Below are 25713 nucleotides of genomic sequence, written 5' to 3'. Positions count from 1 at the left end.
ACGTCCCGCTTCACTGGACGTCGAAAAACCGTCAAAAGCTATTTGCGCAAAGCGTACGCCCGACTCGCCAAGGTGCAAAATTTCCCGGTGATAATGGTTCGATATCACTTATGGGGTGACTCGGTAAGAGCCTTCGCGACCCTAACCGCCCAGCAGATCGCCCCGTAGAGGTATCCCTCTTTGACGTCCTTTAACTGATAATCCGCGCCCAATCGACTATTAACACCTGCCTGGACTTCCGGATGGACTCCCAGCGCCTGTCGCATGGCCTGCGCAAAGCTCTGCACCTGAACAAAACCGGTGCCTGCAGCAAAGCGTTGAGACTTGGACGACTGCAGACGAACGGTTTTGATTTCCCTTGATTACTTGTCGTGAATCACTGCGAAACATACGAACACATCGGAAAATGACCACACGAATGACCGTATGTCGGAAAGTTAAAAGTTGGAGCCAAATCACACTCGGCAAGACGGCTCGTCACTCAAATATCAATGTGACATTACTGGGACGAGTGTTTAGGATGACACCTGCAAGGTCAATAGTTTGGCATATAGTCAATAGCGAAAAAATATAGACAGTTTCTTGACGAATGTCCGCGTCAAACTTGCGTCTATTCTTGTTTTAAAAGTGCGCCCGGACAGGGCAGGCCAGAGTGCCGCCAGGTCCCTGCAAGTCAACTGAATGTTCCGCCCGGAGAGTCTTCAATGAGCAGTGTTGTTGCCATCGTCAAAAGCATTGTCGGTCAGGTTTTCGCGGTGTCCCCAGAGGGCGTCCGTCGTGTACTCGTTGAAGGCGATCGGTTGCTGACAGGCGATCAGGTAGACACTGGCGCAGCGGGCGCAGTAACGCTCGAACTGGCTGACGGTCGGACCCTGGATCTGGGTCGTGACACCCAGTGGAGCGCAAACACTCCGGACTCCAGCACCGACCTGGCAGAAGCCACCGCACAGGCCGCGCCATCGGTTGAAGAACTGCAGCAAGCCATCGTCGCCGGCGCCGACCCGACCAAAGACCTTGAAGCCACCGCGGCCGGCCCTACGGCTGCCGGCACCGGCGGCGCGGCAGGTGGTGGTCACAGCTTCGTGATGCTGGACGCCACCGCTGGCCGCGTGGACCCGACCGTTGGTTTCCCGACGGCGGGCTTTAGCACCAACGCATTGGCGGCACAGAACCCCCTCGACGGTCAAACAGCCAACAACAACCCGACCCTGCAACGTGAGTCGACCCTGAGCCTCAGCGCCACGCCGACCATCACCGAAGCCGGCGGCGTACTGGTTTACACCGCGACCCTGACCCAGGCGCCGCTGACCGACCTGAGCATCACCCTGTCCAACGGCTCGGTGATCGTGATCCAGGCCGGCCAACTGACCGGAACCGTCAGCGTACCGTTCGCACCCAACGACACCGTTTATAACGACCCGACCCAGATCGATGTGACCGTCACCGGCACCACGGGCGGCAACGGCATCATCGTCACTCCGCCGACGACCCCGGCCGTGACGCAGGTCACCGACACCGTCGACACCACCACCGTTACGCTGACCGCAGGCGCCAGCGTTACCGAAGGCGGCGTGATCACGTACACCGCGACGCTGACCAATCCGGCCCAGACCCCGGTAACCATCACGCTGTCCAACGGTTCGACCATCACCATCGACGCCGGCCAGACCACGGGCACCGTTAACGTGCCGACCACTGCCAACGACGTCTATAACAATGGCAGCACCGTCACCACCACGATTACCGGTGCAACCGGTGGCAACTTCGAAAACCTGGTCCCGAGCACCACGCCGGCGGTCACCACCATCACCGACTCCCGCGATGACACCGGCCTGAGCCTGTCGGCATCAACCGAAGTGGCCGAGGGCGGACAGATTCTGTACACCGCTACCCTGACCAATCCGGCCGGTACGCCAGTCACCGTGACTTTGAGCAACGGCGCGGTCATTACCATCGCGGCGGGCGCGACCACCGGCAGCGTAAGCGTCCCGGCGCCGGCTGATGATGTCTACAAAGACGCCGGCAAAGTTGAAGTCACTGTCAAAGAGGCGGTGGGCGGTAATTTCGAGAATCTGGTCACCGATCCGGCAGCGGCGGTGACTCAAGTCACTGACACGCTCGACACCTCCACCGTCAGCCTGACCGCCAGCGGTACTGTGGCTGAAGGCGGCACCGTGGTTTACACCGCGTCCGTTACCGCGCCGGTCACCGGTTCGCCGGTCGTCGTGACCTTGTCCAACGGCCAGACCATCACTATTCCGGTCGGCGACAGCAGCGCCAGCGTGAACTTCACTGCACCGAACGACGCCTTGGCTGGCGGCGGTTCGCTGAGCGTGAAAATCGACGACGCCAAGGGCGGCAACTACGAGAAGCTCGACGTTGACGGCAAGTCAGCGGATACCTCGGTCACTGACACCGCAGACACCACCACGCTGAGCCTGACCGCGACCGATTCCGTAGCCGAAGGCGGCTCGATCGTCTACACCGCCACATTGACCAATGCTGCCGGCACTCCGGTGACCGTCACCTTGAGCAACGGCGCGGTGATCAACATCGCTGCGGGTGCGATCACTGGCTCGGTGACCGTCAAGGCACCCGCCGATGACGTTTACAAAGACGCTGGCAAAGTCGAAGCGACCATCAAGGACGCCACCGGCGGCAACTTCGAACACCTGGTGAGCAGCCCGACAGCGGCGGTGACTGACGTTACTGACACCATCAACACCTCAACGGTCAGCCTGACCGCCAACGGTACTGTGGCCGAGGGCGGCACCGTGGTTTACACCGCGTCCGCCACCGCCCCCGTCACCGGTTCGCCAGTTGTTGTGACTTTGTCCAACGGTCAGACCATCACCATCCCGGTCGGCGACAGCAGCGCCAGTGTGAATTTCACCGCACCGAACGACGTCTTGGCGGGCGGCGGTTCGCTGAGCGTAAAAATCGACGACGCCAAGGGCGGCAACTACGAAAAGCTGGACGTTGACGGCAAGTCGGCGGACACCTCGATCACCGACACCCAGGACACCACCACCGTCAGCCTGACCGCGACCGATTCCGTCGCTGAAGGCGGTTCGATCGTTTACACCGCGACCCTGACCAACGCTGCCGGCACTCCGGTGACCATCACCCTGAGCAACGGTGCAGTCATCACCATCGCGGCCAACGCTACCACTGGTTCGGTGACCGTCAAGGCACCCGCCGATGACGTCTACAAAGACGCCGGCAAAGTCGAAGTCACCATCAAGGACGCCACCGGCGGCAACTTCGAAAATCTGGTCAAAGACCCGGCTGCCGCCGTGACCAGCGTCTCCGACACCCTCGACACCTCGACCGTCACCCTGACCGCCACCAGCAGCGTGGCCGAGGGCGGCACCGTGGTTTACACCGCATCGGTCGGTGCTCCGGTCACCGGTTCGCCCGTCATCGTGACCCTGGCCAACGGTCAGACCATCACCATCGACATTGGCAAAAGCAGCGGCACCGTCAATGCCGTGGTTTCCAACGATGTGGTCAATGGTCATGCACCGGTCACCAACTCGATCACCAACGTCAGCGGTGGCAATTACGAAAATCTGGTCGCCGACAAGACACCGGTCAGCACCAGCGTGACCGACACCGTCGACACCACCACCCTATCGCTGACCGCGACCGGCAACGTCAACGAGGGCGGTTCGATTGTCTACACCGCGACCCTGACCAACCCGGCCGGCACGCCAGTGACCGTAACCCTGAGCAACGGCGCGACGATCACCATCGATGCCGGTAAAACCACCGGCACCGTCAAAGTCGATGCGCCGAAAGATGACGTCTACAAGGACGCCGGCAAAGTCGAAGTCACCATCAAGGACGCTGCCGGCGGCAACTTTGAAAACCTGGTCACCAACCCGGCGCCAGCCGTGACCAACGTGGCTGATACCACCGACACCACACGCCTGAGCCTCAGCGCGGACACCGCGGTACTTGAAGGTTCGCACATTACTTACACCGCTACGCTGACACACGCCGCGCAGACTCCGGTCACCGTCACGCTGAGCAACGGTGAGACCATCACCATTGCCGCGGGCAAGACCAGTGGTTCGGTGACCATCGCGGCACCGAGCGACGACGTCTACAGAGACACCGGTTTACTCACCGTGAAGGTGACCGACGCCACCGGCGGCAACTTCGAGAACCTCGTTGTCAGCCCGGCACCCGCCATCACCATCGTCTTCGACACCATCAACACCACGTTGCTGTCTCTGTCGGCCAGCCACACCGTCAGCGAAGGTGGCCAGATCACCTACACCGCCACCCTGAGCAACCCGACTGACACGGCCATGACCGTGAAGTTGAGCAACGGCGCGGTCATCCAGATCGCCGCTGGCGCTTCCAGCGGTTCGGTCGAGTTCGCGGCACCGGCTGACACGCCGTACGTCGATGGCGGCAAAGTCGCGGCGATCATCGTCAGCCAAAGCGGTGGCAACTTCGAAAACGTCGCGGTCAATTACGCGCCGGCGGTCACCACCGTTGCCGATACGAAAGACACCACCGGCCTGACACTGAGCGCCACCCCTTCGGTCGCTGAAGGCGGTTCAATCGTCTACACCGCGACGCTGACCAATGCTGCCGGCACAGCCATGAATGTGACGCTGAGCAACGGCGCGGTGATCCATATTGCCAAAGGCGCCCTTACCGGTTCGGTGAACTACGCCGCACCGTCGGATGACGTCTATAAAGACGCCGGCAAAGTGGAAGCCAGCATCACCAAGACCACCGGCGGCGACTTTGAGAACCTGGTCGCCGACAAGACGCCAGCCGTCACCGACGTAACCGACACCATTAACAACACCACCGTTTCCCTGACCGCCACGCCGAGCACGGCCGAAGGTGGCACCGTGGTTTACACCGCCTCGGTCAATGCGCCTGTGACCGGTTCACCGGTTGTAGTGACCTTGTCGAACGGCCAGACCATCACCATTCCGGTTGGCGCCAGCAGCGCCCATGTGAACTTCAAGGCACCGAACGACGCCCTGGCTGGCGGTGCGACGTTGAGCGTAAAAATCGACGGCACCACCGGTGGCAACTACGAGAACCTGGTGGCGAGTAAAACGCCGGCGGTCACTTCAGTGACCGATGTTAAAGACACCACCACGGTTAGCCTGACCGCGACCGACTCCGTCGCTGAAGGCGGCTCGATCGTCTACACCGCCACACTGACCAACGCTGCCGGCACGCCAGTAACCGTCACCCTGAGCAACGGCGCGGTGATCAGCATCGCTGCGGGTGCGACCACTGGCTCGGTGACCGTCAAGGCACCGGCCGATGACGTCTACAAAGACGCCGGCAAAGTCGAAGCAACCATCAAGGACGCTACCGGCGGCAACTTCGAACACCTGGTGAGCAGCCCTGCAGCGGCAATTACTCAAGTCACTGACACGATCAACACTTCGACGGTCAGCCTGACGGCAACGCCTGCCACGACCGAAGGCGGCAACGTGGTGTACACCGCGTCTGTCACTGCACCGGTCACTGGCCAGGCCGTGGTCGTCACCTTGGCCAATGGTGAAAAAATCACCATCGCCGTCGGTGAAAGCACCGCCTCGATCACCGTCAAGGCACCGAACGATGCGCTGGTCGGCCACGAACCGCTGGTCAACTCCATCAAGGAAGTGACCGGTGGCAACTTCGAGAATCTGGTCGCCGACAAGACCCCGACCTCGACCGCCATCAGCGATACCGTGGACACCACCAAGGTGACCATGACCGCCAGCGACTACGTGGTCGAAGGCGGCAACATCACTTACACCGTCAACCTCAGCAACGCCGCCGGCACTGACATGACGGTCAAGTTGAGCAACGGCGAGAGCGTCGTGATCAAGGCCGGCGACAAGTCAGGTTCCATCACCCTCCCGGCGCCGGGCGATGACGTCTACAAGGACGGCAGCAAGATCACCGTTGGCATCGCCAGCACCAGCGGCGGCGATTTCGAGAAGCTCGACGTCAGCCAGACCACGCACACGACCACCGTCAATGACACCATCGACACCACCACGCTGAAGCTCAGCTCAGACGTGAGCACCGTTGGCGAAGGTGGCCAGATCATCTACACCGCCACCCTGAGTCACCCGGCTGACACGGCGATGACCGTGACGCTGAACAATGGCCTGGTGATCAACATCAAGGCCGGCGAGTCCAGCGGCTCGGTGCCGTACACCGTGCCGAATGACATCTACACCGGCGCACCGGACGTCCGCGCAGCCATCGCGGACAGCACCGGTGGCAACTTCGAAAAACTCGACACCGACCGCTCGGCCGTCGTCACCAAAGTGACCGACACCGCCGACACCACCAGCCTGACCCTCAGCGCCAGCGGTTCGGTGCAAGAAGGCGGGCAAATCGTCTACACCGCGACGTTGTCCCATGCCGCCGGCAGCGACATGACCGTGACACTGAGCAACGGCTCGACCATCACCATCCTCAAGGATGCGGTGTCCGGCCACGTCAGCGTGGACGCACCGAAAGACGACGTGTACCTGGACGCCGGCAAAGTCACCGCCAGCATCGATCAGGTCAGCGGCGGCAAATTTGAAAGCCTGGTGCCGGACAAGTCGCTGGTGTCCACGGACATCACTGACACCCTCAACGACGTGGTCGCCAAACTGACGGTGGATAACTCCAGCGTCACCGAAGGCGGCAAAGTCACCTACACCGTGACCCTGACTAACGCCGATGGCTTGCCGGTCAACAATCACGGTGACCTGACCTTTACATTGACTGACGGCACCGTGGTCAAGGTTGCGGCCAACCAAACCAGCGGCAACACCGTGGTGACCACCCAGGACAACCACGTCATCAACCAGCCGGTGACAGTGGTTAATCAACTGACTGGTGTTTCGGGCACCAACACGTTCGAAAACCTGGTACTGAGCACCGACAAGACCAGCGTCACCATCCTCGACAACGACCACGCGCCAGTGTCCATCGGTGGCGCTGTCACCGGTCTCGAAGATTCGACCATCACCCTGAGCTGGAACGACTTCAAGGTCACCGACGTCGATAACGATAGCCCGCTCGGCATCACCATCACCCAGGTATCGGGCGGTGGCACCCTGCTGTTCAACGGCGTGCAGGTCACCTTGGGCCAGACCATCAGCCAGGCGGATATCGCGCTGGGCAAACTGACCTTTGTACCCGCCGCTAATGAATCGGGTACCGATGGTTATGGCGGAACCGGCGTAGGTAACAAAGCGTCGGATTACGCGCAGATCCAGTTCAAGCCTACCGACGGCTTCAACCAGGGCACTGAAGCGTCCCTGAAAGTCGACATCACTCCGGTGGCGGATGCGCCAACGCTGAATGTCGCGGGCAACAACGTCACGTCGACTGGGTTGATCAAGGAAGTCTGGACCGGTCTGTCGGGCCTGGGCACCGATGGCAGCGGCGCGGCAACGGGCACACTGAAAAGTGTCATCGATGGCGCCGGCACACCGAATTCCAGCAGCACCGTGAGCAACGTGCAATCCGGTGGCGATGTGGCCCAAGGCACGGCGTCGAAAACCTCCGGCCTGATTTACCTCGAAGCCGGCAAGACGTACACCTTCAGCGGCACCGGCGATGACAGCTTGCTGGTGACCATTGGCGGCAAGAACATCGCGGCCACTACGTGGGGCGCGGGTGCCAACCTGAACGGTTCGTTCACCCCGTCCACCAGCGGTTACTACACCCTGGACATCTACCACCACAACCAGAACGGCCCGGGCAACTATGACGTCAACCTGTCGGTCAACGGCAGCCCGGCCATCGACCTGAGCAGCGCTGGCGTTCCGCTGTATACCGGCGTCGCGGATCTGGCCGCTTCCGGCGTGACGGTTTCCGATTTGCACGGCACCAACGGCGAAGGCTACTACGACGGCTACAAACTCAACACCGGCGCCGAAGGCACCAGCATTCACCTGTCCGCCATCAGCACGGCGCTGACCGATACCGACGGCTCCGAAAGCCTGAGCGTGAAGATCAGCGGCATCCCGGCGGGCTCGGTACTCACTGACGGCGCGGGCCATACCTTTACCGCGACTGCGACCTCAGGCGAAGCCAATGTCACTGGCTGGAACCTCGGTTCCCTGACCGTGACTCCGCCTGCAGGCTTCAACGGCCAGTTCAACCTGACCGTGACCTCGACGTCCACCGAGACCCTCGGCGGTTCGGCGCCAAGCACCGCAACGATCCCGGTCACGGTTTACCCGCCGGCCGCCATCAGCGAAGTGGTCGCAACCCTCACGGTGGATAAAACCACCGTGGCGGAAGGTGGCCAGATTACTTACACCGTGACCCTGTCGAACAAAGACGGCATTGCCATCGAGCGTCACGATGCGCTGACCTTCAAGTTGACCGACGGCACCGTCATCACGGTACCGGCCGACAAGACGACCGGCTCGTTCACCGTCACCGCCCCGGACGACATCCTGATGGGCGGTCAACCGACCATCGTCAACAAACTCGAAAGCGTCAGCGGCGCAGAGACCTCCGGACCTCTGACCCTGGCTCAGAATTCGGTGCAAACCGCCGTTACCGATGAAGCAGGTTCAGGTACCACAACCAACAACCAGGGCGACAAGGTCGGCATCACCATCGTCGGCAACGGCGCGGTGCTGGAAAACCAGGCGCCAAGCTTCACCATCAAGCTCGACAAGGCCCAGGATGTTGCCCTGACCGTGAAATTGAGCGACGGCCAGACCGTTACCTTCGCCGCGGGCGAAACGGAAAAAGTCCACACCCTGTCGCCGCAAGGCGAAGACGTCTACAAAGACGCCGGCACTGCGACGCTGGGCATCAGCGGCGCGACTTCCGGTGGCACTGCGCTGGAAAACCTGGTTGTGGGCAACCCGGCGTCGGTGGTCATCACCGACACCATCAGCGAAGTTATCGCCAAGCTGACCGCCACTCCGTCGGTCAACGAAAATGGCACCATCACCTACACCGCGACCCTGACCGACGCCAAAGGCGCATTGGTCACCGCTCACGATGAGCCGGTCACCGTCACCCTCGACAGCGGCAAAACCATCACCATCGCCGTCGGCCAGAGCTCCGGCACCTTGCAGGTGACGGCGGACAACGATATCTACAAAGGTCCGACCACGGTTACCGAGGGCATCAAATCGGCGGCCGGTGGCAACCTTGAATTGATTGCGCCAAACACTGACAAAGTCACCACCACGGTCAATGACGTCAACGACGCCACCACCGTGAAGCTGACCGCGACCCCAAGCGTCGATGAAAACGGCACCATCACTTACACCGCGACTCTGACCGATGCCAAAGGCGCACTGGTCACCGCGCACGATGCGCCGGTCACCGTGACGCTGGATAGCGGCAAAACCATCACCATCGCCGTCGGCCAGAGCTCGGGCACCTTGGCCGTGAGCGCAGGCAACGACGTCTACAAAGGTCCGACCACAGTCACCGAAGGCATCAAATCGGCGGCCGGTGGCAACCTGGAATTGATCGCTCCAAACACTGACAAAGTCACCACCACGGTCAATGACGTCAACGACGCGACCACCGTGAAACTGACCGCTACGCCGAGCGTGGATGAGAACGGCACCATCACTTACACCGCAACCCTGACCGATGCCAAAGGCGCATTGGTCACCGCTCACGATGCGCCGGTCACCGTCACCCTCGACAGCGGCAAAACCATCACCATCGCCGTCGGCCAGAGCTCCGGCACCTTGGCCGTGAGCGCAGGCAACGACGTCTACAAAGGTCCGACCACGGTCACCGAAGGCATCAAATCGGCGGCCGGTGGCAACCTGGAATTGATTTCGCCTAATACCGACAAGGTCACCACCTCGGTCAATGACGTCAACGACGCCACCACCGTGAAGCTGACCGCGACCCCGTCGGTCAACGAAAACGGCACCATCACCTACACCGCGACCATCACCGACAAGAACGGCGCACTGGTCACCGCTCACGATGCTCCGGTCACCGTCACCCTCGACAGCGGCAAGACCATCACCATCGCCGTCGGCCAGAGCTCGGGCACCTTGGCCGTGAGCGCAGGCAACGACGTTTACAACGGCGCGCCAACCGTCACTGAATCGATCAAGAGCGCCAGCGGCGGCAATCTCGAAGCCCTCGGCGCAGACAAGACCAGCGTCTCGACCACAGTCGGCGACTTCAAGGACACCACCACGGTCAGCATCACTGGCAGCACTTCGGTGACCGAAGGCCAGACCGCCAGTTACACGGTCAGCCTGACCAACCCGGCACAGACCGAAGTGACGCTGAAAATCGTCTACAGCGGTACCGCCGCCGACGGTTCGGACTTCACCGGTGTGTACACCGTGAAGATTCCGGCCGGCGCCAGCAGCGCCAATTTCAGCGTCGCGACGCTGGACGACCGGATCACCGAAGGTACTGAAAACTTCGTGGTCAAGATCGACTCGGCCACCGGCGGCAACTTCGAGACGCTGGCGGTCAGTACGACCAATGGCAGCGTCAGCACCTCGATCATCGACAACGATGCGCCGCCGGTGCTCGACCTCGACGCCAACAACTCAAGCGGTGCCACCGGTGCCAACTACAACGTGACGTTCACCGAAGGCACTACCGGCCAGGGTGTATCGATCGGCGACACCGACCTGAAAATCACCGACCCGGACAGCACAATGATGACCGGCGCAACCATCGTGCTGACCAACCGTCAGACGGGTGATGCGCTGAACCTGGGCAACAGCGTCAATGGCATCACCATCAATGCCAACAGCACGAATGGCACGGTCACGCTGACGTTGTCCGGCAACGCGACGCTCGCCGACTACATCCAGCAGATCAAGAACATCAGCTTCACCAACAGCAGTGAAGACCCGAGCACCGTGCCGCGGATCATCACCGTGACCGTGACCGATGGCAGCAACTACTCCAACACCGCGACCACCACCGTGACCGTGGTCGGGGTGAATGACGCACCGACAGCAGCACCGGTCAACGTCACCGGCACGGAAGACACCCCGCTGATCCTGAGCTGGTCGACCTTTGGCGTCAGCGATGTCGACAGCCCGGCCGCCAGCCTCGGTGTGAAAATCACCGGCCTGCCGGGCGAAGGCAAATTGCAGTACCTGAACGGTTCGACCTGGACCGACGTAACGGCTAACCAGACCCTCAGCAAGACTGATATCGACGCGGGCAAAGTACGTTTCATGCCGGATGCCAACGAGTCTGGCGCCAACGGCAATAGCGCCGGCATGGGCAACAACAAGGCGGACTACGCGCAGATCCAGTTCCAGCCAACCGACGGTTCGCTGCAGGGCAACACCGGCACAATCAAAATCGACATCACCCCGGTGGCTGACGCGCCAACGCTGAACGTCGCGAGCAACAACGTAACCTCGACGGGCTTGATCAAAGAGGTCTGGACCGGCCTGTCGGGCCTCGGCACCGATGGCACCGGCGCGACGTCGACCACACTGAAAAGTGTCATCGATGGCGCGGGCACACCGAACTCCAGTGGTACCGTGACCAACGTGCAATCCGACGGCAGCGTCGCGGCAGGCACGGCATCGAAAACTTCCGGCCTGATCTACCTCGAAGCGGGCAAGACGTACACCTTCAGCGGTACCGGCGATGACAGCCTGCTGGTGACCATCGGCGGCAAGAACGTTGCGGCAATCACCTGGGGTGCGGGCGGTAATTTGAACGGTTCGTTCATCCCGACCACCAGCGGTTACTACACCCTGGACATCTACCACCACAACCAGAGCGGCCCGGGCAGCTATGACGTCAACCTGTCGGTCAACGGCGGTGCGGCAGTCGACCTGAGCAGCGCTGGCGTGCCGCTGTACACCGGTGTGGCGGACCTGGCCGCTGCCGGCGTGACCGTGTCCGATTTGCACGGCACCAACGGCGAAGGCTACTACGACGGTTACAAACTCAACACCGGCGCCGAAGGCACCAGCGTTCACCTGACCGCAATCAACACAGCGCTGACCGACACCGACGGCTCCGAAAGCCTGAGCGTGAAGATCAGCGGCATCCCGGCGGGCTCGGTGCTCACCGATGGCGCCGGCCACACGTTCACCGCCACCGCGACCTCCGGCGAAGCCAACGTCACCGGCTGGAACCTCGGCACCCTGACCGTGACCCCGCCGCCGTACTACAACGGCCAGTTCAACCTGACCGTGACCTCGACCTCCACTGAAGCGTTGGGCGGCTCGGCACTCAGCACCGCGACGATTCCCGTCACGGTTTACCCGGCGGCTTACAACGCCGTTACCGCAACGTCCGGTAATGACAACATCACTGGCACCGACGGCAACGACATCATGGTCGCCGACATCGGCGGGCTGACCGTGGTGCCGGGCACTAACTACAACATCGCCTTCATGGTCGATAGCTCAGGCAGCATGAGCTCGTCGTCGATCAACGCCGCCAAGGACTCGCTGACGTCGGTGTTCAACACCCTCAAGCAGAGCATGGGCGGCAACTCGGGCACCGTGAACATCTTCCTGGTGGACTTCGATACCCAGGTCAACAAATCGGTATCGGTCAACCTGAACGATCCGAACGCCCTGACCTTGCTCAAATCGGTACTGGACTCGATGTCGTCCGGCGGTGTGACCAACTACGAAGATGTGTTCAAAACCACGGCCAACTGGTTCCAGAGCGCTGACGCCGTGGCCAACACCGGGGCGAAGAACCTCACGTACTTCATCACCGACGGTCAGCCGAACTACTACCAGAGTGGCGAAAAGACCAACCCGACGCTGTACGGCAGCGTGAAGCTTGATGACGTGGTGAAAACCAGCAATTACAAGCCGGGAGATACCTTCTCCACGACCATCGACAGCACTCACAAACTGGCCATCGACAGTGACGGGAATGCGACGCTGTACACCCTGAACGGCTCCAACAACTGGAAAGCCAGTAGCGTGGGAACCATTCATGCTCAGGGCGACGGCACTTACGAGGTGTCCTCCACGACGGGCAGCGGCAGTGATCAGACGATTGTCGATAACTCCTCTTCCAGTTTTGCGCTGCTGAGCAATGTGTCCAACGTCGAAGCCATTGGCTTGAACAAGGGCGTTACCCTCGTCGACTTGAGCCCGTACGACTCGAACCATACGCCGCAAACCAACATCGATCCGAAAGACCTGGCCAACTCGATCGTCGGACATACCGAAGCGACGCAACCGGGTTCTGACACGGTCAATGGCGGCGACGGCAACGACATTCTGTTCGGCGACCTGGTGAGCTTCAACGGCATTGCCGGTGAGGGTTATCAGGCGATGCAGGCGTTCGTCGCCCAGCAGACCGGTGTGGACGTTACCAAGGTCACCACCAGCAACGTGCACCAGTTCATCACCGAGCACTACACCGTGTTTGATGTGTCCGGCGCCCACGACGGCAACGACACGCTGTTGGGTGGTACGGGCAATGACATTCTCTTCGGCTCGGGTGGCAACGACAGCCTCGACGGCGGCAAGGGCAATGACATCCTGCTCGGCGGTTCGGGTAACGACACGCTGATGGGCGGTTCAGGCAACGACATCCTCATTGGCGGTTCGGGTGCCGATACCTTTGTGTGGAAGTCGGGCGACACCGGCAACGACGTGATCAAGGACTTCAAGGCCAGCGAAGGCGACCGCATCGATCTGCGTGATCTGTTGCAGGGCGAGACCGGCAGTACCATCGACAACTTCCTGAAGATCAGCACAGTGGATGGCGTGTCGTCGCTGCAAGTCAGCGCCGGCGGCAAGTTCAACTCCGGCGACGCGGCAGCCGCGACTCCGGACGTGACGATCAAACTGGAAGGCAACAATTGGTCCAGCGCCAACATCCACACGTTGATTGCCGGCAGCGATCCGACCATCAAAGTCGACCACAACAACAGCTGACCCAACGAAAACGGCCGCCCTTATGGGGCGGCCGTCACGTTTGTGCCTTTCTCCACGGTGACGATTTCGTCGCCGCACCGCATACTCGCGTCCAGTTGGCCTATGCTGCTGACAGCATGAGGCTGGTTCATTTCTGAGGGATGCTCACATGTTCTACGTGCAACGCGATGCGCAAGGCCAGTTAGTGCGCGTGGAAGCCGCGGCCTACGCCGAGGCCACGGAAACACTGCCGGCCGACCACCATGAAATCCAGGCCTGGTATGCCAACGAAGTGATGGAAACCAGCCTCAAACAGCTCAAGCAGAGCGACCTGGAAATGATCCGGGTACTCGACGACTTGATCCAGGTGCTGACCAGCAAAGGCGTGATCCGCGTCACCGACCTGCCGCCGGCGGCACAGGCCAAATTGATGGACCGGACCCAGGCGCGTGAGGCGTTGGGCGGGTTGATTCATTTGATTGATGATGAAGAGACGGGGTTGATTTAACCCCCGTCATCGTTGGTGTCTGCACTGACGCCTTCGCGAGCAAGCCCGCTCCCACATTAGATCTTCAGTGATCACAGCTTGTGTGAACGACGAAGTTTCAATGTGGGAGCGGGCTTGCTCGCGAAGGCGATAGTCATTTCACCAAAAGAATTCCCTGTTAAACCTTGACCGAACCCGGCGCCAACTCTGGCGACTCCAGGTGATCCAGCGCCCGCTCCACCAACAAATGAACCCCATCTGCCATTCGGCTAAGCCCCAGCGCGACGCAGCGGCATGAGCCTTCGACATCGTCTGCCAGATTGGCGGCGATGGCGCTAATGGAGCGCAGGTCTTCGGAGGCGTTGGCCAGGAGGGCTTCGGTGGGGATGTCGGGGGAGACGGTGAAGAGGTGGCCTCTGCGGGGAGAAGGCGGATTTGGGGTAACTTTGAACATGTTGTATCTCCATCTGTATTGGGAGCTACGACCGTTCGCTTGCACGCGAATGGGGTGGCAGCTGTGCGCGAGTGTGCAAGACCGGGCAGACGGACCCCGGCAGATCATTCCCGGAAGAAAGATCTCCCACGCACAGCCGCCATAAAACAATGGCGTTGCGCGTCGTCTTTTACCCGGACTTGCACGTCCGTGTCACCGATTATTCAGTGACAAGGCCAGACCAGACCTGCGCATTACCCGGAACAAGTTCACCAAAACCGACGCAACTCGAAGGAAATCTCCTAGGAGTTTTCCTTCAGATTTTTTGGTGACTGCATTGACGCCATCGCGAGCAGGCTCACTCCTACAGGGGAGTTTTGTCGTTCACAGAATCTGTGCTCACTGAAGATCTACTGTAGGAGTGAGCCTGCTCGCGATGAGGCCATCAGCCTAACTGCCAAGGCTTGGGTTCACCAAACAACTGCCCCTGAACCCCATAGATCCCCATCTCCCGAATCACCGACAACTCCCCTTCGGTCTCTACCCGCTCGGCAATCAACGGCAAATCGATGCTGTGCGCCGCGCGCTGGATCGCTTCGATGAACAGGCGCTTGTCGCTCTCCTGATCAATCGCGCGAATGTACCCGCCATCGATCTTCAGGTACGCCAACCCCAGCCGCGCCAGGTTGCCGATCATGCTGAAACGCCCGCCAAAACGTTGCAGGCTCAGGGAGAAGCCGAGTTCTCGCAGACGCCGCGTCAGCTCTTCCAGCATCGCCTGCTCTGGCAATTGTTCCTCGCCGATTTCCAGGGTCAGGCGCGGCCCCAGATTGGAGTTCGCTCGCAGGATCTCGAAGATTTTATTCAGCGTTTGCGGATCGCCCAGCGTCGCTGACGACAGGTTCAACGCCAGCGACTCTTCGTGGCCCGCCATCTGCTCCAGCACCAATTCCAGCATCAGCCGGTCCAGTCGTGCGGTCCAGCCGAAACGCTCCAGCCACGGCAGGAAGCGTCCGGCAGGAATGGTCTGACCTTGCTCGTCGACCAAGCGCGAGAGCACTTTGTAATGCAGCACCAGTTGCGTGTCCTGGCTGGCCACGACCGGTTGGAAATACAGCTGGAAGCGCCGCTGATTCAACGCCTGATCCAGCAAGTTGTTCCAGGCATGATGGTCATCGCCGACGCTGGCCGACGCGCTGTGATCCAGGCATGCCCAACTCGGCTCACCCTGAGTTTCAGCTTGAGCCAGCGCTTGGTCGCCCAGCCCGAGCACCGCTTGCGGGGAGTCGCCATGAACGAACGGCGCCAGCCCGATCGAAGCCACCGAAGCCACGTCGGTGGCGCCCGTCGCATGCAGGCTGGCCAGGGCACTGTCGAGGTTCTGCGCCAGTTGCAACGCTTCTTCGCGCACCAGCCCCGGCGCCAGCACAGCGAACTCGCCGCCGCGAATCCGCGTGACGAGGTTCTGGGTTTCCGGGTATTTAGCACACTCGCGGGACAACTGCTCGCCCACCGCTTTCAACAACTGGTCAGTGCGCTGACCGCCCAAGCGCTGGTTCAAACCCGCCAGGTCCTTGACCCGCAGCAACAGCAGATAACCGGAACTGGCCTGCTCCGGATTGCTCACCCGAGCGTTCAATTGCATCTCGAAATAACGACGGTTGGCGAGCCCCGTCAGGTTGTCCTGATAGGACTCGACCCGCAGTTTTTCACTGCGCTCGGCCTGTTCCTGGAACAGCGCCTTGAGCTTCTCGACCATCTGGTTCATCGCCTGCACCACGCGGCGCAGTTCCGGAGTACGTGGCAGCTCCGGCAGGCTGAGGAACTCACGACGGGCGATGGCGTGGGATTGCTGGACCATGTAGTCCAGCGGTTTCAATTGGCGGCGCAGCAACAGCGCGCCCAGCACCGCGCTCACGGCGCCGCAGACCAGCAACCAGCCGAGACTGCCCAGCGCGCTCTGCCACAGCTTGGCCAGCGCGAACATCGGGTGGCTGACCACCTCGACCCGCGCCGCCTGCTCCCATCCACGGCTGACAATTGCATCGCCGCCAGCGGCTTCGAGGCCGATCATTTTGACGAACCAGTCCGGCACGTTGTTCACAGCCGGAATCCCGCTGCGCTCGACGATGGTTTTGTCGTTGCTCAAGTCGACGACGCGGATACTCGCGTAGTAGCCGCTGTCGAAAATCGAACTGACCAGCAACTCGACCATCGCCGGGTCGTCGATGTTGGGTGTCAGGGACAACGCCAGCGCGGTAGCAGCGTCCTGGGCGTGGGAACGCAACTGGTTGACGTACTGGGTGCGCGAGCTCTCCAGGCTGACCATGAAGCTGCCGGTGAAGGCGACCACCAGGAACAGACAGATAGCGATCAACAGCTGTTTGAACAAAGACATCTGAGCGCGTGCTCCTAGTTTGTCGTTTCGACCGGGAAACCTTCGGCCTGCATTTTTTTCAACACGTCCTGCCAGCGGGACAGGCGTTTGGTGTCACCGACCTTTTTGTTGCCCTTGGCGCCCGGCAAATACAAACCCTCCGCATTGAAAGAGTAGACCGGTAACAGATCGGTTCGTTGATTGGCCGGTTTTATCTCGTTGATCAGGCTGTCGAGCACCAGCGGCATGGCCTCGGGGCTTGAATAGTAGGTCAACACCATGTGCGCCCGGTTCTGGCGCAAGGCCTTGACGTACGTGATGCGCAGCTTGTCACTGGACACGCCGAGGTGGCGCAGGCTGAAATACTTGGCAATCGCATAGTCTTCGCAATCGCCGGCGCCCTTCCACAGCGCTTCGATGGGCGTTTCCCAATAATCGACTTCGTGCCACAGGTCGATGTCCTCGACGTAGCGCACCTGATTGTTGAAGAACAGGTTGACCACTTTGAGCTGTTCCAGCTCGCCGACCTGCTTCTGCGTGGCCAGTAAATGCTGCCAGGCGTCGATCCGTTGCTGCCCTTCGCCCAACGGCCCGTACAGGGCCTGAGCGCGCCGGCTGATCAGCGAAAAGTCCCAATCGGCCTGCAAGCCGCCCAGCATGACGCCAGCCAGTAGCAGCGCGCAGCACAGCCAGCGCAAGATCCGTGGGATTGCGAAACGTACCGCCAATGCGAGGCATCCAGAGCAGGCAAATGGAATTCGGCCGATGGTGCCGGTTACCCCGGCAAAAGACAATGGCACGGTGCAATCACGGGTGACACGCTAGACTTTGTATTGTGAATGACATGAAAAGCTTGCGATTGAGAACCTGACTTGTTTGACAAGCTTCATCGCAGTCACTAGTGTCCATTTGGATCCAAATATTTCAGTCGAATAGGGTGCGAGTAGTGCCACACAAGACCAACCCTCTCAGCAGCATCAAGGTCAGCGGGCCGATTCCCGCTCACCTCGCACGCTCGGTGATCGAAGAAACGCTGCGCTCGGCGATTCTCGATGGGCGCATCCCTTGCGGCACCGCGTTGCGCCAGCAAGACCTGGCCGACCTGTTCGGCGTCAGCCGTATGCCCGTGCGCGAAGCCTTGCGCCAGCTCGAAGCCCAGGCGCTGCTCAACGTGGTCGCCCATAAAGGCGCCGTCGTTGCGCCGCTGGTTCAGGGCGACGCCGTGGAAACCTATGCGCTGCGGATTCTCCTGGAGTCTGAAGCCCTGCGATTGTCGATCCCATTACTCGACAAAGAAGACCTGGAAGCCGCTGCCCGTCATATCGATGATATGGAGACAGAGCAGGACTACAGCGAGATCGGCCGTCTCAATCGCTTGTTCCACATGTCGCTGTACTGCAAGGCGCCTAACCGTCGCCTGTTGAGCCTGATCGAAGAAGGGTTGAACGAAGAAGAACGCTTCCTGCGTTTCAACCTCGAAGCGATGGGCCTGGGCAAACTGTCCCAGGACGATCACCGGGCGCTGCTGCTGGCGGTGGAAGATCGCGACATCGAGCGCGCAGTAAAGCTGCTTGCGCACCACCTCAACCGGGGTGTCGAGGTCATTACACGCTACCTCGCCAGCCCTGACGCACTGAATAAAAAAACCGCCCGGTAAATTGTGCCAGCAAGCCAGAACGAGCAGATCGGACTGCTCGTTTTCGCTTGTCACAACGCCGCTCAGCCCCTCGCTAAAGCCTCACCCTCGATTTTCCCCTCCCAAGCCCAATAACTGCACCGAGAAGTTGACGCTTCGGTGATAGCGGCTGCCGTGATTTACGCTCACTCTTGGACTGCCAACAACCAATGAACGGGCGACGCTGCGCACCTGCGCAACAGTCCCCGCAACAAGAACCTACGGAAGGAGTCTTGTCACGGGAAAGGAAGCTTCGGCGTTGATCCCAGCCAACTTCCACCCTCTAAAGTCATGTCATTGATTCAACCAAGAAAGTTGCTTCGAGTGAGGCATTCACTCTTCATTTCAATTCTGACCTTAATTAGTCGGAAGGAGCAACTACGCCCAAATAAAACTGCCAATTAAAGTTTTATTGAAACTTGTCGCGCCTAATAAACTTGAACTTCTATTTAATTAAAAAATGACTTGCCGTGAACTTTATTCGTGTATTAGTTTTTGTTCGCCGCACTGAGCAAAGGCCTGCAAGGCCGGCCCTGCGGACTCACAAGCACTAAAACCGATCAATTAGATTGAGGCACTTGCTCGTCCACTGAAAACTTTAAACGCCACGCACTGATTGATCGCAACTTCCTTAACGGCATCTCAGATCACTTATAGGCTCACTCATGAAAGCGAATAAAGACCGTCTCACCCAGAAGAAGGCAGAACTTAGTGCACACCCGATTTTTTCTGAAATACATTCGCTGCCGGTACTTCAACGTTTCATGGAAACCCATGTCTTTGCAGTCTGGGACTTCATGTCGCTGACCAAGCGTCTGCAACAGGAACTGACTTGCGTTCAATTACCTTGGTTGCCGCCTCGAGACTCGCAGGCCGCGCGCCTGATCAACGAGATTGTGCTCGGTGAAGAATCCGATGATCGTCCGGCCCAAGGTCATTACAGCCACTTTGAATTGTATCTGGATGCGATGCGCGAAGTCGGGGCCAGCACGGTCGCCGTGGAGCGCTTTGTCGCGTTGCAACAGGAAGGCGTGAGCTATGACGTCGCGCTGCAAAGCGTGGACGTCGACCCGGCCGCCGCACAGTTTGTGCGGCACACCTTGCACACGGCGTTGCATGCACCGGGCCACAGCGTCGCAGCGGCGTTCTTGCATGGTCGTGAGAGTGTGATTCCGCAGATGTTCCAGCGGATTCTCGACGATTGGGGCATCGGCATCGAGCAAGCACCGACCTTCCGTTATTACCTGGAACGGCACATCGAAGTCGATTCCGAAGACCACGGCCCGGCAGCGGAAAGACTCCTTGCGCGGTTGGTCGATGGCAATCCGCAACGGGAAGAGGACGTCTACGCCAGCGCGATTGCTGCCGTGGAAAGCCGCATCGCCCTGTGGGACGGCCTGCGCCTGAGCATGGGCGAGCCGTTGCGTGAGGTGACCGCATGAACGCCGCCGATTACCAATCCTTTGCCGACGCCTGGGAGAGCCGCGCGACCATCCGCACGCGCCCACGTCGGGTGCTGGAAAACGATGACAAGCTGATCTATCCCTTGAGCCGCCAGCCACTGGTGCTGAGCGAAACCTTCCTGCGCGAATGCCCCGAGCAACGGGACTTCGCGCTGGTGCAGACGCTCTACAAATTCATTAACGACGTAGTGATTTTCGAAACCGAGATCGTCGACAAGACCGCGCGCAGCATCGCCAAGAATCGCTTCGCCGTGACGTTCCCGTTCGCTTGTCGATACGACGCCATGACTGTGGTGGTGGACGAGGATTACCACGCCTTGGTGGCCATGGACTTCATGCAGCAGACCATCGCCATGACCGGCATCACACCGATCGTATTGCCCGACGAAATCGAGCTCAGTCGCGCCATCCCGGCAGCGGTGGCGCTCGCGCCGGAACACCTGCGCAGTGCCGTCGAATTGATCTGCGTGGCCATTGCCGAGAACACCGTGACCGGCGATGTCGCGGCGTTCGCCAAGGACGACACGGTCAAGCAATCGATCAAAGGCCTGATGGCTGATCACCTGCTGGATGAAGGGCGCCACTCCGGCTTCTGGGCGCGGCTGGTGCGCATCTACTGGCACACCGCGAGCGAAGAAGACCGCCATTGCATCGCGCAGATCCTGCCGGTGTTCATCGGCCATTACCTGACCAACGACATTCAGAAGTCCTTCGACTTCCGGTTGATCGAGTCTTTGCAGATCAGCGACGCGACGCGTCAGGCACTCAAGAGCGAAGTCTCGGGGCTGGCCTTCCCGATCAATCGCCATCACCCGCTGGTCGCCAACATCGTGCGGTTTTTCCGCAGCAGTTCGCTGCTCGATTCGCCGTGCGTGCAAGACGCCCTCAGCGACTACCTGGTTTAACGAGGAGAACATCCATGAGACGTCTCGACATTTTGCTCATTGGGCAAAGCCAGGCCTTGACCGACCTGGCGCTGGAACTTGAACAACACGGTCATTCGCTGGTGCGGCTCGACACGCTCAATGAGCAGCCGTCGGTTGATTTGCTGATCGAGGACGCGAGCCTGGCATTTTCGGGTTTCAGCGCAATACCGCGACTGACGCTGCAACTGGGTATCGGCGGATCGGAGGCTGGCGGCTTGCCGTCGCTGGACCTCTTGTGCTCGTACAACTCGGCATTGTTCACGCGCGTGCCGATCGCCGACGAGCCTTACGGCAACGGCCAGGCATTGCGCCTGCGAGCGGTGGCGGAGCTGGTGGATCACGTCGCACTGCTGGTCAGCCGCTTCTCCCGGGATGCCGAGTATTTCCTCCACGCACAACCGGCAGCACCGGCTGACTTTGAGCGTGTGGAGACTCTGGTGTGGCTTGAACATTTGGCGTTCGTCCATCAGCTCAACATTACCGCCCAACCCTGGCTGCTGGAATTGGGGCAGATCCCGATGATCGAGCGCCTTGAACAGCGCTTCCTTCAATCAGCCGAACGACCCGCGTTGAGCATCGATGGTACGACGCTGAGCTTTCGACAACTGCATGCCTATAGCCGAGCTATCCAACAGCAGTTACAGCCGCTGCTCGATAAGCATCAGGGGCCGTTGGTGGTCGGGATCTGCCTGCCGAAATGCAGTGCGCTGTATGCGGGGATTCTGGCGATTCTCGGCAGCGGCGCGGTGTACTTGCCGCTGGAGCCGAGCCATCCGCTGCAACGTCAGCAGTACATTCTTTCCGATGCCGGGGCGGTGCTGTTGCTGCATGACGGCCAGCACCCGCTCGCCGACGACATGCCAGGGCTGAACATCAGCCACATCGACATCGATGACGTGGACCTCGAACAGCCCTTGATGCGTCAGCGGCCTGATAGAGATGCGCCGTGCATGGCGCTCTATACCTCGGGCACCACCGGGCATCCCAAAGGCGTGTTGCTCAGTCAGGCCAACCTTGCACACTTCACCGCGTGGTACGCCGACTACGTACACCTCACCGAACAGAGTCGGGTACTGCAGTTTTCGTCGCTGAGTTTTGACTCGTCGCTGATCGATATTTTCCCGACCCTGCTGCAGGGCGCCGAGCTGATCGTGCCCAGTGACGATCAACGCCGCGACCCCTTGCAACTGGTCGAGCTGATCCGCCACCAGCAACTCAGCCACGCTTTTTTACCGCCGGCACTGCTGAGCATTCTGCCGCTGGATCAGTTACAGGGACTGGATCATGTGATGACCGGCGGCGACGTTTGCGAACCGTACGTGATCGAGCAACTGACGCGCCAGGGCAAGCTCTACAACCTGTATGGCCCGACCGAAGCCACGGTGCTGATTACCGCGCGACAGTTGCGTCCCGGCGACAGCAATCGAACTCTCGGTGCACCGATTGCCAACAGTCAGGTGCTGATTCTTGATGAAGACTCCCAACCCGTCACCGACCACACCGTCGGTGAGTTGTACATCGTCGGGCCGGGTGTGTGCCTGGGGTATCTGAACAACCCGCAGCAGACCGCCGAACGCTATCTGAACCTGAGTTTGCCAAGCGGCCAAAGGCTGCGCGCCTATCGGACCGGCGATATGGCCAAGTGGACCCGCGACGGCATCGAGCTGTGTGGGCGGCGGGATAACCAAGTGAAGATTCGCGGCTTTCGGGTAGAACCGGAAGAGATCGAACGCTGCCTGCGCGACAGCCAGTTGTACCGTCAGGTGGCGGTGGTCATCGACAGTCAGCGACGCATTCTGGCCTTCCTCGCACAGCCTCAGGAAGACCGACCCGGTGCCGCTCGCGATGCATTGAAGGCTCACGCGTTGCAGTTTTTGCCGGACTACATGCAGCCCGGTGCATGGACCGAACTAAACAGCATGCCCTTCGCCAGTAACGGCAAAGTCGATCGCAAAGCGTTGCTTGCCATGCCGGTCAACGTCCTGGAAAACAGCGCACGGCGCTTGCCAGTCAGTGCCGATGAGGCCTTGCTGCTGGAGATCTGGGCCGAGTTGCTGGAGCTGCCGGCCAGTGACATTTCAACCGACGAAAGCTTCTTCAATTTGGGTGGTCACTCGATCCTGTTATCGCGCATGTTGCTGCGATTGCGTGAGGAATTCGGGCGCAGTATTTCGATCAACCGCTTCATTGAACTGCCGACCATTGCGAAGTTGGCGACCTTGGTACGCGGCTCCGGCACTGAAGAAGTGCTGAGCGAAAGGGCCCTGGCGGATGCCTTCCGTGAGCTGGATATTCAGCCGCTGCCGGTCAACCAAATGGGCGATGTGCACAAGGTGATCGTCACCGGCGCGAACAGTTTTGTCGGTGTGCATATCGTCGAGGCGCTGTTGGGTTGGGGCGCCACTGAAGTCGTGTGCCTGGTGCGCGATGGCGGTGGGCAATCGGCGGCTGAGCGCTTTGCTCATGCATTGCGCGAGAACCGTCTGGAGCACCTGGACCTGAGCCGGGTGCGGGTGTACGCCGCGGACATCACTCGTCCGTCTCTGGGGCTTTCCAATGAGGTGTATGAGCGCCTCGATCGAGAGTTCGGCGCGCTGGTGCACAACGCTGCCAACGTCAATCACGTACTCGATTACGAATCACTGGCGCGTGACAACGTCGAACCGATTTTCGAGTGCCTGAGGTTGTGTGAAGGGCGCAGCAAGAAGGTCTTCAACTTCGTCTCGACGCTCTCGGCGTCCAGCACGATTGCGGCCGATGGCCGGGTGCTGGAATTGCCCGCGGCGCAGACACCGCCGATCTATATCAAGAACGGCTACAACCTCTCCAAGTGGGTCGGCGAACGGATTCTTGAACGGGCGCGCGAGCGTGGGGTTCGGGTCAATCTCTATCGCCCAGGCAACATCAGTTTCAACAGCCTCACGGGTGTCTGCCAGCCGCACAAAAACCGTTTGATGCTGATGCTCAAAGGCTCGATCCAGCTCGGCCAGGTGCCGGAGTTCGCGCTGAATTTCGATTTGATGCCGGTGGACTTTCTCGCCCGGTTCATCGCCTTCCATGCCGGCCGTTATCAGCCTGAAAAAGCGGTGTTCAACCTGCACAACCCCGAACCGCTGAGCTGGGACGACTACGTGGCGTCCTTTCGCGAAGCCGGGCGGGAATTCTCGATGGTCAGCGTCGCGCACTGGCAGCAGCAACTGGGCCGCGTCGACAGCGACAACGCGCTGTTCGGCGTGCTCGGTTTTTACCTCAACGGCTTCGAAGAAGACATCGGCGATATCTCGATGATCGGCCACGCCAATGCCCAGGCGGGCGTGCGGCAGATGGGCGCGCACTACCCGGAAAAAACCCCGGCGCTACTGCGTCGAGGCTGCGACTACCTGAAAGAAATCAACTTCATCTGAATCAACCAAACGGAGCAAAACCATGAGCACTCTACAACCCGATACCCTGATCAAAAACCCTCAAGGCTGCCACGTGGTGTCCTCGGTGGAAGTGCCGACGGAAGCCGAGAAGGTCTGGGCAGTCGTTGGTAACTTTGCCGGCTTCGATCAGTTCATTCCGGCGCTGTCGCACATTGAGATGACGGGCGAGGGCGTTTCGTCCTTGCGCAAGAAATTCTTCAAGGATGGCAACCTGGTGGTCGAGCAACTCAACTCGCGGGATGACCACGCGTTGAACATGACCTGGACCACGATCTACAACACATTAGGCGTGGCCAATTTGTGGGCAGCGATGAATGTTGAGCCGCTGGGAGTAGGCAAGTCCCGTGCGACCTGGACCATCATCGCCGAACCGGCGCAGGGGGGTGTGGAGGCTCTGCCGGGGTTCAAGGCGTTTGTGCAGGGGTTTGCTGATGATGCGATGAATAATGTGTTGAAGCTGTTTGTATAAGTCTGAGTTTGATCGATAACGCAGGCCTGAAACGACAAAACCCCTGTCTGCGTTAGCAGACAGGGGTTTCGGAATTCAATCTTGACGATGACCTACTCTCACATGGGGAAACCCCACACTACCATCGGCGATGCATCGTTTCACTGCTGAGTTCGGGATGGGATCAGGTGGTTCCAATGCTCTATGGTCGTCAAGAAATTCTGTGACCAGCCCGTTACAGCCGTAACGTGCCAGCAAAAAATGGTGACTTCTACTAAAACAAAACCCCTACCTGCGTACGCAGATAGGGGTTTCGGAATTTAATCTTGACGATGACCTACTCTCACATGGGGAAACCCCACACTACCATCGGCGATGCATCGTTTCACTGCTGAGTTCGGGATGGGATCAGGTGGTTCCAATGCTCTATGGTCGTCAAGAAATTCGGTAGCCAGGTCGTTCTCTCTTGCGAGATCACGCTCCAGCGAATGGGTATGTAATAGATTTGTGTGTTTCGAATTTTCGACAATGTATCGTCTTCACACACCGCAATCTGGTCTCTGTCGAGTTCACAGATTGCTTGGGTGTTATATGGTCAAGCCTCACGGGCAATTAGTATTGGTTAG

General features: G+C 59.9%; 10 protein-coding genes and 2 rRNA genes. 7 read left to right on the top strand and 5 right to left on the bottom strand.

The window, feature by feature from the left end; all coding sequences use genetic code 11:
• The first annotated feature begins 704 nt into the window (after positions 1–704).
• Both BK660_RS29150 and BK660_RS29145 read left to right on the top strand, forming a co-directional pair.
• Positions 705–13874: a retention module-containing protein gene (locus BK660_RS29150; RefSeq protein WP_123436281.1), complete on the top strand. Its 13170-nt coding sequence runs from the start codon at positions 705–707 to the stop codon at positions 13872–13874.
• A 148-nt stretch (positions 13875–14022) separates the two neighbouring features.
• On the top strand, positions 14023–14361 hold the full coding sequence (locus BK660_RS29145) for a tryptophan synthase subunit beta (RefSeq protein WP_123436280.1): 339 nt from the start codon (positions 14023–14025) through the stop codon (positions 14359–14361).
• Between the two features lie 157 nt (positions 14362–14518).
• Here BK660_RS29145 and BK660_RS29140 read toward each other — a convergent pair whose 3' ends face one another.
• The 3 genes from BK660_RS29140 to lapG all read right to left on the bottom strand — a co-directional run bounded on the left by BK660_RS29140 (position 14519) and on the right by lapG (position 17878).
• The gene (locus tag BK660_RS29140) at positions 14519–14794 is read right to left on the bottom strand and encodes a DUF6124 family protein (RefSeq protein ID WP_123436279.1); all 276 of its coding nucleotides are present in this window, start codon (positions 14792–14794) and stop codon (positions 14519–14521) included.
• 424 nt (positions 14795–15218) lie between these two features.
• Positions 15219–17171 (bottom strand): cyclic di-GMP receptor LapD, encoded by a 1953-nt coding sequence (gene lapD / locus BK660_RS29135; protein WP_123436278.1) that lies wholly within the window; start codon positions 17169–17171, stop codon positions 15219–15221.
• A gap of 14 nt (positions 17172–17185) precedes the next feature.
• Complete coding sequence (gene lapG / locus BK660_RS29130) at positions 17186–17878, bottom strand: cysteine protease LapG (RefSeq protein ID WP_123436277.1); 693 nt, start codon at positions 17876–17878, stop codon at positions 17186–17188.
• 218 nt (positions 17879–18096) lie between these two features.
• Here lapG and BK660_RS29125 point away from each other — a divergent pair, with 218 nt between their 5' ends.
• The 5 genes from BK660_RS29125 (at position 18097) to BK660_RS29105 (ending at position 25108) form a co-directional block, all read left to right on the top strand.
• Complete coding sequence (locus tag BK660_RS29125) at positions 18097–18807, top strand: GntR family transcriptional regulator (protein ID WP_123436276.1); 711 nt, start codon at positions 18097–18099, stop codon at positions 18805–18807.
• Between the two features lie 683 nt (positions 18808–19490).
• Positions 19491–20267 carry a DUF3050 domain-containing protein gene (locus tag BK660_RS29120; protein ID WP_123436275.1) on the top strand — a complete coding sequence of 259 codons (777 nt, stop codon included), beginning with the start codon at positions 19491–19493 and terminating at the stop codon, positions 20265–20267.
• Positions 20264–21193 (top strand): diiron oxygenase, encoded by a 930-nt coding sequence (locus BK660_RS29115; RefSeq protein ID WP_123436274.1) that lies wholly within the window; start codon positions 20264–20266, stop codon positions 21191–21193. The genes BK660_RS29120 and BK660_RS29115 overlap by 4 nt, the downstream gene beginning before the upstream one ends.
• A gap of 14 nt (positions 21194–21207) precedes the next feature.
• Entirely contained in the window at positions 21208–24618 is a 3411-nt protein-coding gene (locus tag BK660_RS29110) for a non-ribosomal peptide synthetase (protein WP_123436273.1), read from the top strand.
• A gap of 22 nt (positions 24619–24640) precedes the next feature.
• Entirely contained in the window at positions 24641–25108 is a 468-nt protein-coding gene (locus BK660_RS29105) for an SRPBCC family protein (RefSeq protein WP_123436272.1), read from the top strand.
• 79 nt (positions 25109–25187) lie between these two features.
• Here BK660_RS29105 and rrf (BK660_RS29100) read toward each other — a convergent pair.
• Positions 25188–25303, bottom strand: a 5S ribosomal RNA gene (gene rrf / locus BK660_RS29100).
• A gap of 108 nt (positions 25304–25411) precedes the next feature.
• Positions 25412–25527: ribosomal RNA gene (gene rrf / locus BK660_RS29095) — 5S ribosomal RNA — on the bottom strand.
• Positions 25528–25713: the final 186 nt, after the last annotated feature.

Source organism: Pseudomonas brassicacearum (assembly GCF_003732265.1).
Classification (GTDB): Bacteria; Pseudomonadota; Gammaproteobacteria; order Pseudomonadales; family Pseudomonadaceae; genus Aquipseudomonas; species Aquipseudomonas brassicacearum_D.
Note: the sequence above shows the minus strand (reverse complement) of the source record. Positions and strands in the feature narration are given on the sequence as shown.

What these genes read in the sequence shown, in the direction of transcription:
- BK660_RS29150 (WP_123436281.1), top strand. Translation starts at nt 705, where the DNA reads ATGAGCAGTGTTGTTGCCATCGTCAAAAGCATTGTCGGTCAGGTTTTC.
- BK660_RS29145 (WP_123436280.1), top strand. Translation starts at nt 14,023, where the DNA reads ATGTTCTACGTGCAACGCGATGCGCAAGGCCAGTTAGTGCGCGTGGAA.
- BK660_RS29140 (WP_123436279.1), bottom strand. Translation starts at nt 14,794, where the DNA reads ATGTTCAAAGTTACCCCAAATCCGCCTTCTCCCCGCAGAGGCCACCTC.
- lapD (WP_123436278.1), bottom strand. Translation starts at nt 17,171, where the DNA reads ATGTCTTTGTTCAAACAGCTGTTGATCGCTATCTGTCTGTTCCTGGTG.
- BK660_RS29120 (WP_123436275.1), top strand. Translation starts at nt 19,491, where the DNA reads ATGAAAGCGAATAAAGACCGTCTCACCCAGAAGAAGGCAGAACTTAGT.
- BK660_RS29115 (WP_123436274.1), top strand. Translation starts at nt 20,264, where the DNA reads ATGAACGCCGCCGATTACCAATCCTTTGCCGACGCCTGGGAGAGCCGC.
- BK660_RS29110 (WP_123436273.1), top strand. Translation starts at nt 21,208, where the DNA reads ATGAGACGTCTCGACATTTTGCTCATTGGGCAAAGCCAGGCCTTGACC.
- BK660_RS29105 (WP_123436272.1), top strand. Translation starts at nt 24,641, where the DNA reads ATGAGCACTCTACAACCCGATACCCTGATCAAAAACCCTCAAGGCTGC.